Origin of the sequence: Erythrobacter sp. BLCC-B19, from assembly GCF_028621955.1 — a bacterium.
In the GTDB taxonomy this organism is placed as follows: domain Bacteria; phylum Pseudomonadota; class Alphaproteobacteria; order Sphingomonadales; family Sphingomonadaceae; genus Erythrobacter.
This window is the reverse complement of sequence record NZ_CP117516.1, coordinates 3173716-3187262: the sequence shown is the minus strand read 5'-3', so window position 1 is coordinate 3187262 and position 13547 is coordinate 3173716. Positions and strand designations below refer to the sequence as shown.

Below are 13547 nucleotides of genomic sequence, written 5' to 3'. Positions count from 1 at the left end.
TAGCGAGGACCGCACGCCGGAGGGCGTGCGGAACACTAAGACGTCACAAATTGCTCGGCGACGATGCGTTCCTCAAGGCTCTGGCCCGGATCGAACAGCAGCGTGAGGTCATTGTCATGCGCGATCGTCAGGCGCACTTCGGCGATGTCGCGCAGCTCCTTCTGGTCGGCAACGGCGGCGACGGGGCGCTTCACATTGTCGAGCACCTTCAGGATGATCGGCATCCGGTCAGGCAGGATCGCCCCGCGCCAGCGCCGCGGGCGAAACGGGCTGATCGGGGTGAGGGCGAGCATCTTGCTGTCGAGCGGCAGGATCGGGCCTTGGGCTGACAGGTTGTAGGCGGTGGAGCCTGCCGGGGTCGAGACCAGCACCCCGTCGCACACCAGCTCGCGGATGCGAACGCGGTCACCCACGGTCACCTCGATCTTGGCGGTCTGGCGGGTTTCGCGCAGCAACGAGAGCTCGTTGATGGCATTGAGCACATGGGTCTCGCCGTTCTGCGTCACCGCTTCGACGCGCAGTGGCGAGATCGTCCAGTGGCGCGCCTTGTTCACCCGCGCGGCGATCAGCGCGCGCTTGTCATAGCGGTTCATCAGGAAGCCGACCGTGCCGAGGTTCATGCCATAGGCGGGGATCACCCGGCCCGCATCGAGCATCGCGTGCAGCACTTGCAGCATGAAGCCATCGCCGCCCAGCACCACGGCGGCATCGGCCTCGGCCAGCGGCACCCATTCGCGCTGGCCCAGCAGCGCCTCATAGGCCTCCTGCGCGCGCGGGGTTTCCGACGCGAGCAGCGCCAGATGCTGATAGGTCATGCCATTGCTCGCCATTCTTCCCCCTCCGGCAACACTGCGCCCGGGCCCGCTTATCCCCGACACAATGCTAGGCGTTGGCCCTGATGTGCCATTCCGGCTCGGATTGCAATTGATGCGAGGCAGGCGCGTCTGCAAAGGTTAAGGGGGGCACGGACACAAGGGAGCATGATGGACCAGGGCCGGACATCCTTGCGCGGCGGCGCGACCCGCGGGCGGTTTCCCGGCGTCAGCCCCGGCGTGCTCGAGGCCGATCTGCTGCGCGCGCTCGACCGGCGCGAGATCGAGGTGCTGTTCCAGCCGCAGTTCTCCTGCATCACGGGCGCGGTCGTCGGGGCCGAGGCGTTGGCGCGCTGGCGGCATCCGACGCTGGGGGCGATCGGCGCGCGTGACCTGTTTGCTGTCGCCGAAAGAGCAGCGCTTGTCGCGCCTTTGTCGCGCCATGTCGTCGCGCGTGCGCTGGAAGACGCGGCAACATGGCCGGACAACCTCACCTTGTCGCTCAACATCACGCCCGAAGAACTGGGCGAGGAGCGCTTCGCCGCCGATTTTGCGGCGCTGATCGGACAGTCCGAAATTGCGCCGCAACGGCTGATGCTGGAGATCACCGAGGATCTGCTGCTGCGCAATCTGCCTCAGACGGCGAGCGCATTGAAGGCGTTGCGCGGGCTGGGCTTCCGCACGGCGCTGGATGATTTCGGGGCAGGGTTCTGCAATTTCCGATACCTGCGCGAACTGCCGCTTGATGCGCTCAAGCTCGACAAGGCGATGGTGGAAGGCGTGCCGGCCGATGCCACTGCGCTCGCTGTGCTGCGCGCCATCGTCGCGCTGGCCAAAGCGCTGGGTCTTGCGGTCTATGCCGAAGGGATCGAGGACGAGATCCAGCGCGCTGCGATCACCGCGGAAGGCTGCGACTACTGGCAAGGGTTCCTGCGCGCGCAACCGATGCCGAGCGAAAGTGTGGTGGCGCTCGCCCGCACCGCCCGCGGCATGGGCCACGGCTAGAGAGCGCTCAGAAGCCGTAGCGCACGCCCAGCCAGATGGTGCGGGGCACGCCGAGGTCGATGGAGCCGCCCTGATTGCGGGTGATGATCGTTTCGTCCGTCAGGTTTTCCGCGCGTGCGATCAGCGACATACGGCCCCACAAGGGCGCGGCGATAAAGGCATCGAGTGTGGTTGCCGGAGCAAGCCGGTCGGTTTCGAGATCGTCTTCGAACTGCGCCGAGACATGGCGCAGCGTGCCCGACACGCGCCAACCGGGGGCAGGTTGCCAGCCGAGCGTCAGGCTCGCGGCGAACGCGGGTGTCTGCGCCGGGCGATTGCCATCCAGCGCGAGCGAAGCGCCCGACCCGCGCACCTCGGCATCGGTCCAGGCCAGCGCGCCATCGATGCTGACCTTGCCGAACTTGGCTGCCACGCTTCCCTCGATCCCTTGCGCCTTGACTGCGGGCAAGTTCGCGCGGCGACGCAAGTTGGGGCCAATGGTGACGTTGGCAATCGCGTTTTCGACTTCGTTGTCGAAAGCCGTGACGGCGATGACGATTTCGTTGACCGGTTGCCAGTCGAACCCGATCTCGAACCCTTGCAGCCGTTCGTTCACCAGATTGGCATTGGCCTCGGTGGTAACGGGAAACACCACGAAGGGTCGGTAGAGCTCGTTGAGGGTCGGCAGGCGCAGCCCGGTGTAGGCGGCCGCACGCAGATCGAGCCTGCGGGTGGCATAGAACAGCGCGCCCGCACGCCAATTGAGCGACCAGTCAGCGCGCGGGGCGGCGATGATCGTGCTGACCGGCGCGCCATTGGCGTTGACGGCGCGGTAGAAGCCGTCGGTTATGCTCGAGCGATCAGCACGCAGGCCGCCGTTGATGGTAAGCGGGCCGATCTGCCAGTCGTCCTCAAGGAAGATCCCGATATTCTCGGTCGTCCCCCCGGCGCGGCGGCGCTCGGTGATCGCACCGGAAACGGCGTTCAGCGCTTCCTCCTGCAATTCGCCATCAGAGCGGCGGTAGTCGGCACCAATGCGGATGTCGTGCCCTTCGAGCAGCGGCGGGCGCAGCTCGAACTTGCCGCCGATCCCGGTCGAAGGGGTGCGACGCTGGTCGAGGGTGGGGGTAAAGCGGGTCGAAGAGATCACCACATTGCCGAAATCGCGCGCCTGGACATAGGCCAGCGCATCGAACTGCCACGCCCCGCGCCCGACCAGACGGATCGAGGCTTCCTCGCCGCGGCTGAAGGAATCGGCACCTTCGAACCGCAAGGTTCGATCATCCCGGAAGGCGGCGACGCGGGCCTGCACTTCGATGACGTCGGTGAGCGGTGCGACCGCGCGCAGGGCGGCGTTCCAGCTGTCGAAACGGGCACGGGCGGTGGCCGGGACGCGCTGATCGGCAGGCGTCGTGAAAAAGCCTTGCCCCCTGTCCCAGCGTCCGCTCGCCACTGCAAAGCCTCGCCCCAGGCGCTGGGTCAGCACACCAGTCGCTTCGGTCTCGCCCCGGTCATTCACCGCCGCACTACCGAGAAAGCCCGCGGCATCGCCGGGCTCGGCGCTCTCCAGCTCGATCGTCCCCGCCAACGCGCCCGCGCCGAACGGGCCTGAGCCGCCGCCGCGCGTGACCCGGATCGTGCCGAGCGTTTCGGGAGCGATGGCCGAAAGCGGGATGTAGCCGAAGAACGGGTCGGCGAGCGGCACCCCGTCGAGCAGCACCAGCGCGCGGCTCGTGGCATTGCCGCCCAGGGCGCGCAGGGTCACGCCTTGCGCCGAGGGGTTGGATGAACGGCTGTCAGAGCGGCGGAACTGCTGAAAGCCCGCCACGCCGCGCAGCACATCCTCGATCCGGCCCGAAGCGCTGGCGACGATCACCTCCCGCTCCAGCGTGGTGGTGGCGTAGATGCCGGTCGACAGCGCCGGATCGAGACCGCGGCCGGTGACGATGATTTCGTCGGCGGCAGGTTCGTCCTCGACTGCCCATTCGTCTGCGGACAGCTCGCCATCCTGTGCCACAAGCGGTGCGGCGATGGTGAGGGCAAGGGTGCAGGCCGAGAGACTGAAAAGGGGCTTTGACATCGGGTATCCGCGTTTGTTCTGGTGACGTGGTGCCTGCAATCAGGCGGCCTTCTTTGCCTTGGCGGCTTTTCTGACGATGCCTGAAAGGCCTTTGGTCAGCTGGAACAGGCCATTGAGGCGGCTCAGTGGATCACCCCAGGCGCGGTTGATCACCAGCTTCATGTCGGGGCGCAGCTTTGCCGTGTCCTTGCCACCTTCATTGAGGCGGGCGACATAGGCGATGAGGCCCGCAGGATCGGGGAAATCGTCCTTGTGGAAGCCCACCAGCGTGCCGCGCGCGCCGACGTCGATCTTGGCGATGTTGGCGATGATCGCCTGATGCTTGATCTCGATCAGGCGGATGAGGTTCTTGGTCGGCTGCGGCAGATCGCCGAAACGGTCGATCATTTCGGCGGCAAGGCTCTCGATCTCGTGCTGCCCTTCGGCCTGGTTGAGGCGGCGATAGAGCGCCATGCGCACGGCGAGATCGGGGACGTAGTCTTCAGGGATCATGATCGGCGCATCGACCGTGATCTGCGGGGTCAGCTTGTCGCGCGGACGTTCGAGGCCCATGTCGCCCGCCTTGGCGGCAAGGATCGCCTCTTCCAGCATCGCCTGGTAGAGTTCGAAGCCGACTTCGCGGATATGGCCCGATTGTTCGTCGCCCAAGAGGTTGCCTGCGCCGCGAATATCAAGATCGTGGCTGGCGAGCTGGAAGCCCGCGCCGAGGCTGTCGAGATCGCCGAGCACCTTCAGCCGCTTTTGCGCGACTTCCGACAGGGCCACGCCCGCCTCGTGGGTGAGATAGGCATAGGCGCGCAGCTTCGCCCGCCCGACACGGCCGCGCAGCTGGTAGAGCTGAGCGAGGCCGAAGCGGTCGGCGCGGTGGATGATGATGGTGTTGGCGCTGGGAATGTCCAATCCGCTTTCGACGATGGTGGTCGAGAGCAGGACGTCATACTTGCGGTCATAGAACGCGCCCATCCGCTCTTCCACCTCCTGCGCGGACATCTGGCCGTGGGCGGACACCGATTTGATTTCAGGGGCGTGCTCGCGCAGCCATTCCTCGATATCGGCCATGTCCGAAATGCGCGGCACGACGATGAAGCTCTGCCCGCCGCGGTGGTGTTCCCGCAGGAGCGCCTCGCGGATCACCATGTCGTCCCACTCCATCACATAGGTGCGCACCGCGAGGCGGTCGACCGGCGGGGTCTGGATGGTGGAAAGCTCGCGCAGGCCGCTCATCGCCATCTGCAATGTGCGCGGGATCGGGGTCGCGGTGAGGGTGAGGACGTGAACGTCGGCGCGCAGCTGCTTCAAGCGTTCCTTGTGGGTCACGCCAAAGCGCTGTTCTTCATCGACAATCACGAGGCCGAGGTTCTTGAACTTGGTGGACTTCGAAAGGATCGCGTGGGTGCCCACGACAAGGTCGATCTGGCCGCTCTCCAATCCCTCGCGGGTCTCGGCGGCTTCTTTGGACGACACGAGCCGCGAGAGGCGCCCGACGTGCAACGGGAACCCGGCAAAGCGGTCGGCGAAGTTCTGATAATGCTGACGGGCGAGCAGCGTGGTGGGGGCAACAATCGCGACCTGCTGGCCGTTCATGGCAGCAACGAAGGCCGCGCGCAGGGCGACCTCGGTCTTGCCGAAGCCGACATCGCCGCACACCAGCCGATCCATCGGGCGACCGCTTTCGAGATCGGACAGAACGTCGGCGATGGCGCGTTCCTGATCCTCGGTCTCGCTCCAGGGGAAGCGGTCGGTGAACTGGCCGAGCGTGGCAGGATCGGCGGGCAAGGCGGGCGCCTGACGCAAGGCGCGCGCGGCGGCGACCTGCATCAGCTCGCCGGCGATGGCGGTGATGCGCTCCTTGAGCTTCGCCCGGCGGCGCTGCCATGCCTCGCCGCCCAGCTTGTCGAGGGCAACGACCTGATCGGATGAACCATAACGGGTGAGGACGTCGATATTCTCAACAGGAATGAAGAGCTTGTCCCCGCCCGCATATTCCAGCGCGACGCAATCATGCTTGCTCTTGCCCACCGGGATCGCCTCAAGCCCCAGATAGCGGCCGATCCCGTGTTCGATGTGAACCACCAGATCGCCCTGCGACAGCGCCTGAAGTTCAGCGAGGAAAGCGTCGGAATCCTTGCGCTTCTTCTTGCGCCGCACCAGCCTGTCGCCGAGGATGTCGGCCTCGGTCAGCAATTCCAGCGTGTCAGATGCGAACCCGGTTTCGAGCGGCAGGACGACCACTGCGGTCTTCGACTTGGCCGCCAGTCCCAAGGCCTGCTGCCACGTCTCGGCCAGCGCCGTGGGCGCGCCTGCCTCATCCAGAATTGCCGCAATGCGCCGCGCACTGCCGGTCGAATAGGTGGCGACAACCGACTTGCGGCCTGCCTTCGACACGCCAACCAGATGCGTGGCGGCCGCTTCGTAGACGTTCTCGCCCCGGCCACGTTCGGGCGCAAAGTCGCGGGCTGAGCGGAAGCCGAAATCGATCACATTGCCGCTGGCATCCGATGCAAAGCCACTGGCCCGGTGGGCGGGCTGGCTGGCGAGCGCCGCGTCGAGTTCGTCCCGCGTAAGATAGAGCGCATCGGGGGCGAGCGGGCGATAGCTGCCCTTCTTCTCCACCGCCGTCCGCCCGCGCTGTTCATGGTAATCGGCGATGTCGGTAAGGCGCTCTTCGGCCGCGCCAAGCGCGCTCTGGTCGATCACCACCACGTCATCCTTGCCGAGATGATCGAAAAGGGTGGCGAGCCTGGTTTCGAACAGCGGCAGCCAGTGCTCCATCCCCGCCAGCCTGCGCCCATCGGACACCGCCTCGTAAAGCGGATCCTGCGTCGCGTTGGCCCCGAAAAGCTCGCGGTAGCGGCTGCGGAACCGCTTGATGCTGTCCTCATCCAGCAGGGCTTCGGAAGCGGGGAGCAGCAGGTGGCTGTCGATCCGTTCCACGGTCCGCTGCGTGGCGGGATCAAACAGCCGCAGGCTCTCCAGTTCGTCTCCGAAGAAATCGAGCCTGAGGCCGCTTTCCAGTGACGAGGGAAAGATGTCGACAATCGACCCGCGCACAGCGAACTCGCCGTGGTCGATCACCGTGTCCGTGCGGCTGTAGCCCTGCCGGGTCAGCAGCGCGGCGAGGCTTTCGTGCCCGATCTGCGTGCCGACGCGGAACTCGCGTACGCTTTCTCGCACCCGGAATGGGGTAAGCACGCGCTGGAGCACCGCATTGACCGTAGTCACCAGCAATTGCTGCGCGGCGCCCGGTTGCTGAAGCTTGTGGAGCGCTGCCAGCCGTTCGGCACTGATCGAGAGAGCGGGGCTGGCGCGGTCATAGGGAAGGCAGTCCCACGCCGGGAAAGTCACCACTTCGACCTCGGGCGCAAAGAAACGCGCCGCATCGGCCGCTGCCCGCATGGCCGCATCGTCGGGCGCGATGAACACCGCGCGGCGTTTCGCGGCGCGCGCGAGATCGGCCAGCACCAGCGGCACGCCCCCGCGCGGCAGAGAGGCGAGGGTCAGCGGATCGCGCGCTGAAAGGATGCGGTTGAGATCGGGCATGGGATCACTTCAACAGGAACGGAGCAAAGCAGATACGCCCCCAACTCGCATCGAGCAGGGGGTCACACAGGGAGATAATGCGCCTACGGCAAACCGCAGGGACGCGCGATTTGTTCCGGGCCTTAAACGTGCGCGGCGCAGTTGTCGAACAGGTCGCTGCTCAGCGCGGAATGTCGACGTAATCGAGCTTCTGCATCGCCGCCAGCAGGTCGCCTGCAAGGTGCTCGGGCGGGTTTTGCGAGCCCAAGGCCCAGGCCATCACGTCGACATCATCCTCGTCGAGCAGCGCCTCGAACCACGCCAGTTCGGCCTCGCCCCACTGGGCATGGTAGCGGTCGTAAAAGCCGCCAATCATGTAATCGGCCTCGCGCGTGCCGCGGTGCCAGCTCCGGAATTTGGCGCGGGCGAGGCGTTGTTCGAAGGATGGGGCATCGGTCATTGCGGTGGTCTAGCCACAGGTTCCGGCGCCTTCAACTCGCAAAGACGCAAGTCAGATGTTAGCGAGTGCATCATGCGCCCCGAGGCTCTCAATCCGCTGTTTGCCGAAGTCACCACGCTAGGCGGCGTTGGCCCAAAGCTGATGAAGCCGCTCGAGAAGCTCGGCCTCGCGCGGGTCAAGGATGTGGCCTATCACCTGCCCGAACGCTTTGTCAGCCGCCGGGCGGTGGCCAATTTAGATGAAGCGAGCGAGGGCGAGCAGGTCATCATCGCACTGACCGCGATCGAACATCGCGCCCCCCGGGCCGGGAGCCGCGGGCCGTATCGCGTGCTGGCGCAGGATGCGGCGGGCAATGTCTGTTCATTGAACTGGTTCGGCAAGGCAGCCTATTCCGCCAAGAAGCTCGTGCCGGAGGGTGAGACGCGCTGGGTGGCCGGCCGTCTCGACCGCTATGGCGATATGCTCCAGATCGTCCATCCCGACCACATCGAGGCGGAAAGCGCAGCGCACATGGCGCGGCTATCCGAACCGGTCTACCGCCTGTCCGAAGGCCTGGTGCAGCCCCGGGTTGCCGATTTCGTAGCTCAGGCCTTGGCGCGGCTGCCCGATCTTCCCGAATGGATCGAACCCGGTCAGCTGGCGCGTTCCGGATGGCCGACCTGGCGCGAGGCGCTGAAGCTGGCGCATGAGACCACCGATGCCAAGGCGCGCGATCGGCTCGCCTATGACGAATTGCTCGCCAACAGTCTCGCTCTGCTGCTGGTGAAAGCCGATGGGCGGCGCAGGCGCGGGCAGGCATTGGTGGGCGACGGTGGGCTGAGGGCGCGGCTGCAACTGCCCTTTGGCCTGACCGGCGCGCAGACCCGCTCCATCGCCGAGATCGCGGGCGACATGGCGCAGGAGGCGCCGATGCTGCGATTGCTGCAAGGCGATGTCGGTGCGGGCAAGACCGTGGTGGCCTTGAACGCCATGCTGATCGCGGTTGAGGCAGGCAAGCAGGCGGCGCTTCTGGCCCCTACCGAAATCCTCGCCCGCCAGCATTTCGAGACACTGCGCAAGATGCTCGGGCCGACGGGGGTCGAGATCGCGCTGCTGACGGGCCGCGCCAAGGGGCGCGAGCGCGAGTCGATCCTGATGGGATTGCTCGATGGCTCGATCCAGCTGCTGGTCGGCACCCATGCGATCTTTCAGGACACGGTCAATTACCGCGATCTGGGGCTTGTGGTGATTGATGAGCAGCACCGCTTCGGCGTGGCGCAGCGGTTGGCGCTGGCCGCCAAGGGGCGGCGCGCGCCGCATACTCTCGCCATGACGGCAACCCCGATCCCGCGCTCGCTGACGCTGGCGCAATATGGCGAGATGGACGTGAGCCGCCTCGATGAACTGCCGCCCGGGCGGCAGGCGATCGACACCCGCGTGGTGGCGATGGAGCGGCTGAGCGAGGTGGTGGACGGACTGGCACGGCACATCGCGAGCGGACAGCAGGCCTATTGGGTGTGCCCGATGGTGCGCGAGATCGACGGCGCGCCCGATCTTGCCGACATTGCCGCTGCCGAAGCGCGGTTTGCGGCTTTGCGGGAGCGTTTCGGCGATGCCGTCGTGCTGGTTCACGGCCAGCTTCGCCCCGAGGTCAAGGACGCGGCAATGGAGCGTTTTGCCACTGGCGAGGCGCGGTTGCTGGTGGCGACCACGGTGATCGAGGTGGGTGTCGATGTGCCGTCGGCAACGCTTATGGTGATCGAGCAGGCCGAGCGTTTCGGCCTTGCACAACTGCACCAGCTGCGCGGCCGGGTGGGGCGCGGGGCGGAGAAATCAACCTGCCTGCTGCTGCGCTCGGCTCAACTGTCCGAGACGGGCCGCGCGCGGCTTGCCCTCATGCGCGAGACGCAGGATGGGTTCCGGATCGCCGAGGAAGATCTCGAATTGCGCGGCGGGGGCGAATTGCTCGGCACCCGGCAATCGGGCGAGGCGGGGTTCCGGGTGGCTGATCTGGAACAGACTCAGCGCTTGCTGCCGGTGGCGCATGGCGATGCACGCCTGCTGATGGAGCGCGATGGTGGGCTCACCAGCCCGCGCGGTGAGGCGGCGCGGATATTGCTCTACCTGTTCGAACGCGACTGGGGTGTGCAGCTGCTACGCGGCGGATAGCCTGTCTGATGACTTCGGGGTCAGACGGTTTGCCGGGTGCCTTCACGCAGCAGCTTGTCGACCCAGGCATTGGCGCCAAGGTTGATGATGCTCCATGCGGTTTCGAATGCAGCCAGGTCGCCATAATAGGGATCAGCCACAGGCTCGCCCCTGCGGCCCTCGACGGCATCAAGCAGCATGGCAAGCCGCGCCGTCCCATCGCGCGGCGCCTTTCCACGCAGAGCTTCGAGATTGGCGCGGTCCATCGCGATGATGTGGCTGAAGCGATAGAAATCGTCCCGTTCGACTTGCCGGGCCGCCTGCGTTGCGATGTCGATGCCCTGACGGCTCGCCACCCCGATGGCGCGCGGATCGGGTTGTTGCCCAACGTGGTAGGACGCAGTTCCCGCTGAATCGACCAGGCACGCCAAGCCGCGTTCCTGCGCTACAGCGCGAAACGCTCCTTCAGCCATTGGTGACCGGCAAATGTTGCCAAGGCACACAAACAGCACACTAAATCGGTGATCGATCCCCCCGTGCATCCGTGCGCCGTATTACAACTTTGCAAGCCTGTCCACAGGCTATCTCGTTGGTTTTAGGTGAAAGAAATCACATTTACGCGTCAGGGCAGGTTAACAAAGCGACTAACGGCGTTAACGTGCGTGCTGCAAGCGACAACGGCGGCACAAGCTAGGCTGCGCGAACCGGCATCGGCGCGGTGCTTGCCAGAACCTCTTCGGTGATCCGCCGGATATTGACCTTTGCCTTCAGCCGCGCGCCCAGCAGCGCTGTGCCGCTGACCTTGCGCTGCACGAACAGCGTCTCGATCGGCGGAAAGGCCCAGGTGTCCTTGTCCTGCGCGATCGCCCAGCCTTCGTCGCGCAAGAGCGGGATGAAGGCGCGGTCGCCGAAATCGAACGGGGCATCCTCGCGCATTTCGTTGATGACGATATCGATCATCCGGTTCACCCGCTCGGGGTGCTTTTCGGCGACGATCGGCATCATGAACCCGGCCTCGATCGTGGCCTTGAGCACGTCCTCGGCCTTGCCCTCAAGACCCGCCAGCAGCATCTTGCGGTAGCCGTTCGCCACCGCCGGATCGACCGGACGGCACGCGCCGAAATCGAGCAGCACGATCTCGCCGGTCTCGCGCCGGTAGCGGAAATTGGCGAAGTTTGGGTCGGTCTGCATCACCCCGAAGTCGAACAATTCGCGCGCCACCAGCCGGATCAGCCGCGCGAAGACTTCGTCGCGGCGCTCGGGACTTTCGTTGCCGAGTTCCTCGATGCTGACCCCCTCCTCGAAGCTCATCGCCAGGATCGAACCGCGCGTCAGGCCTTCGTGGAGGCGCGGAACCACAAACCCCGGCACGCCCGCCAGCTGTTCGCGATAGAGCGCCATCTGCCGGCCTTCGCGTTCATAGTCAGCCTCTTCGTGGAGCTGCTGCTTGGCCGCTGCCATCAGCTTGTCCATCTCGAGTTCGGGAGGCGCAAAACCGGCGACCTTCAGGAGCGTCATCACGTTGTCGACGTCCGAATCGATCGACTTGGCGACGCCGGGATATTGCACCTTGATCGCCAGTTCCTCGCCGTCGCGGGTCAGCGCCTTGTGCACCTGGCCGATGCTGGCGGCGGCGATCGGGCGGGGGTTGAACCAGCGGAACTGCTTGCGCCAGTCCGGCCCCCATTCGGCTTTCAGCACCTGATCGAGCTGACGGGTCGGCATGAAATTGGCCTGATCGCGCAAAGTGGCGAGGATCTTCGACAGTTCCTCTGGCAGGAAATCGCCCGCATCGAGGCTGATCATCTGCCCCATCTTCATCGCCGCGCCGCGCAGGTGCGATAGCCGGTCGGTCATGCGCTGGACATTGCCGGGGGTGAGGATGAGGTCGCGCGCCGAAATGCCTTCGCCGCTCGCCAGCCGGCGCGCGCCTTCGGCCACCATGCCGCCGGCAACGCCGCCGACCAAGCGCCCGAAGGTGCCCAGCCGTGCAACGCGCCCCGACGGCACCGCGCGCTGGCGGGCGCGGTCTTCCTTGCGGTCGGCGAATTCGGGGGTCTGGTCGTCGTCGGACACGGGAGAGGGTGGCTTTCCGAAGGGAGGAGGGGGTTGAAGGCTAACGGTCAGGCAGGTTCGTCGTTCCCCTCTCAGGAGATGCACAGCCCCCCGTCGACCGGCAGACACTGCCCGGTGATGTAGTCCGAGTGGGACGAGGCGAAGAACACCGCCAGCCCCTCGAGCCCCGCATGATCGCCGGGCCGGCGCAGCGGGATTCGCCGTGCCATCCACTCGGCAAATCTGGGGTCGGCCTTGGCGGTGATGTCGGTCTCGTAATAGCCGAAAAGCAGCGCGTTGGCGGTGATCTGATAGCGCGCCAGTTCGAAGGCGGCGGCGCGGGTGAGGCCGTTGAGCGCGGCCTTCGAGGCGGCGTAATCGGACGAGCGATTGACCCCCATGATCGACTGGCCAGACGATGTCGCGATCAGCTTGCCGCCCGGATCGCCGTTCTTGGCGCGATCGATCATGTGGCGCGAGACGTGCTTGTACACCAGCGCCGCGCCGCGGGTGTTGATCGCCATGGTGTGATCCCAGCCATCGGCGGTGATGTCGGGGATGGCCGTCCCCGCGCCCGATATGCCCGCATTGGCGAAGCAGATGTCGACCCTGCCCAAGACGTCGAGCGTCATCGCCAAGGCATCTTCGACGTCCCGTTCCACCGACACATCGCATTGCGTCACAAGCGGGTTTCCGCCTCCCAGCGCACAAAGTTCCTCGAACGCGGCCGCGTTCTTGTCCGCATTGCGCGCCCAGATCGCGACATTGGCGCCCGCCTTGGCGAGCCCGCGGGCCATCGCCAGCCCAAGCCCGCCATTGCCGCCGGTGATGATGGCCGTCCGGCCGGTAAGATCGAACAGGGTCATAGCCAGCCAAGTGGCGCAAAGCCGCGATGCTCGCAAGCTATCTGAACAACCATGGACACCATGCGGGAACCGGCGCGGGTGACAGGCTTTGTGCCGCCATGGATGGACAAAACACCCTTACGCCCACGGCCCGGGCGCTCGGCTATGCCGGGCTTCTGCCGCAGGTCTTCTGCATCGCCATGATCCTGACCGGCCACGAATGGCGCTACTCCGCGCTCGCCGGGGGATTTGCCTATGCGGCGGCGATCTTCAGCTTTCTGGGAGGCGTGTGGTGGGGTCAGGCGATCCAGAGCGGGCGCGCCGGGGCCGGGGCCTATGGTCTGGCCGTGCTGCCCAGCCTGATCGCGGTGGCCTTGTTTCTGCCCTGGACCTTCGGGTGGGAATGGCCGGGGCCGGCGCTGCTCTATCTCGGCGCGCTGATCCTTGGCTCGCCGATGATCGACCGCGCGCTGGGTTTTGCGCAAGCCGATTTCCTGCGGCTGCGCTGGCACCTTTCGCTGGGGCTGGGCAGCTTGACGATCGCGCTCGGGCTGCTGTCGGCACGGGTGATCTGATGCGCCGCAGCGCGCGGCGGCGAACCGTCTGGGGCTGCGCGTTTGCGATGAATTAACCACCATTCCCTAGGGAGAAGCTTGGCTTTCGCC

The 13547-nt window shown here is 65.9% G+C and carries 10 protein-coding genes; 3 read left to right on the top strand and 7 right to left on the bottom strand.

What is annotated here, in order from left to right; all coding sequences use genetic code 11:
• Positions 1-35: 35 nt before the first annotated feature.
• The gene (locus PS060_RS14980; protein WP_273984267.1) at positions 36-815 is read right to left on the bottom strand and encodes an NAD kinase; all 780 of its coding nucleotides are present in this window, start codon (positions 813-815) and stop codon (positions 36-38) included.
• Positions 816-980: 165 nt separating this feature from the next.
• Here PS060_RS14980 and PS060_RS14975 point away from each other — a divergent pair, with 165 nt between their 5' ends.
• Positions 981-1817 (top strand): EAL domain-containing protein, encoded by an 837-nt coding sequence (locus tag PS060_RS14975; RefSeq protein ID WP_273984266.1) that lies wholly within the window; start codon positions 981-983, stop codon positions 1815-1817.
• Between the two features lie 7 nt (positions 1818-1824).
• Here the strand turns inward: PS060_RS14975 and PS060_RS14970 are convergent, their stop codons facing one another.
• The 3 genes from PS060_RS14970 to PS060_RS14960 form a co-directional block, all read right to left on the bottom strand.
• A complete protein-coding gene (locus PS060_RS14970) occupies positions 1825-3876 on the bottom strand; it encodes a TonB-dependent receptor (protein ID WP_273984265.1) in 2052 nt (683 codons plus the stop codon).
• Positions 3877-3915: 39 nt separating this feature from the next.
• Positions 3916-7416 (bottom strand): transcription-repair coupling factor, encoded by a 3501-nt coding sequence (gene mfd, locus PS060_RS14965; protein WP_273984264.1) that lies wholly within the window; start codon positions 7414-7416, stop codon positions 3916-3918.
• Positions 7417-7576: 160 nt separating this feature from the next.
• On the bottom strand, positions 7577-7855 hold the full coding sequence (locus tag PS060_RS14960; RefSeq protein WP_273984263.1) for an FAD assembly factor SdhE: 279 nt from the start codon (positions 7853-7855) through the stop codon (positions 7577-7579).
• Positions 7856-7927: 72 nt separating this feature from the next.
• On the opposite strand from PS060_RS14960, the gene recG reads away from it, so the two are divergent.
• Positions 7928-10003 (top strand): ATP-dependent DNA helicase RecG, encoded by a 2076-nt coding sequence (recG, locus tag PS060_RS14955; RefSeq protein ID WP_273984262.1) that lies wholly within the window; start codon positions 7928-7930, stop codon positions 10001-10003.
• Between the two features lie 20 nt (positions 10004-10023).
• Here recG and PS060_RS14950 read toward each other — a convergent pair whose 3' ends face one another.
• The 3 genes from PS060_RS14950 to PS060_RS14940 all read right to left on the bottom strand — a co-directional run bounded on the left by PS060_RS14950 (position 10024) and on the right by PS060_RS14940 (position 12903).
• A complete protein-coding gene (locus PS060_RS14950; protein ID WP_273984261.1) occupies positions 10024-10524 on the bottom strand; it encodes a low molecular weight protein-tyrosine-phosphatase in 501 nt (166 codons plus the stop codon).
• Between the two features lie 148 nt (positions 10525-10672).
• Entirely contained in the window at positions 10673-12058 is a 1386-nt protein-coding gene (locus PS060_RS14945) for an ABC1 kinase family protein (RefSeq protein ID WP_273984259.1), read from the bottom strand.
• Positions 12059-12129: 71 nt separating this feature from the next.
• Complete coding sequence (locus PS060_RS14940) at positions 12130-12903, bottom strand: SDR family NAD(P)-dependent oxidoreductase (RefSeq protein ID WP_273984258.1); 774 nt, start codon at positions 12901-12903, stop codon at positions 12130-12132.
• 98 nt (positions 12904-13001) lie between these two features.
• On the opposite strand from PS060_RS14940, the gene PS060_RS14935 reads away from it, so the two are divergent.
• Complete coding sequence (locus PS060_RS14935) at positions 13002-13457, top strand: DUF3429 domain-containing protein (protein WP_273984257.1); 456 nt, start codon at positions 13002-13004, stop codon at positions 13455-13457.
• Positions 13458-13547 lie beyond the last annotated feature (90 nt).

Excerpts from the sequence above, each read along its gene's own strand:
- PS060_RS14980 (WP_273984267.1), bottom strand. The coding sequence starts at position 815 with ATGACCTATCAGCATCTGGCGCTGCTCGCGTCGGAAACCCCGCGCGCG.
- PS060_RS14975 (WP_273984266.1), top strand. The coding sequence starts at position 981 with ATGATGGACCAGGGCCGGACATCCTTGCGCGGCGGCGCGACCCGCGGG.
- PS060_RS14970 (WP_273984265.1), bottom strand. The coding sequence starts at position 3,876 with ATGTCAAAGCCCCTTTTCAGTCTCTCGGCCTGCACCCTTGCCCTCACC.
- mfd (WP_273984264.1), bottom strand. The coding sequence starts at position 7,416 with ATGCCCGATCTCAACCGCATCCTTTCAGCGCGCGATCCGCTGACCCTC.
- PS060_RS14960 (WP_273984263.1), bottom strand. The coding sequence starts at position 7,855 with ATGACCGATGCCCCATCCTTCGAACAACGCCTCGCCCGCGCCAAATTC.
- recG (WP_273984262.1), top strand. The coding sequence starts at position 7,928 with ATGCGCCCCGAGGCTCTCAATCCGCTGTTTGCCGAAGTCACCACGCTA.
- PS060_RS14950 (WP_273984261.1), bottom strand. The coding sequence starts at position 10,524 with ATGCACGGGGGGATCGATCACCGATTTAGTGTGCTGTTTGTGTGCCTT.
- PS060_RS14940 (WP_273984258.1), bottom strand. The coding sequence starts at position 12,903 with ATGACCCTGTTCGATCTTACCGGCCGGACGGCCATCATCACCGGCGGC.
- PS060_RS14935 (WP_273984257.1), top strand. The coding sequence starts at position 13,002 with ATGGATGGACAAAACACCCTTACGCCCACGGCCCGGGCGCTCGGCTAT.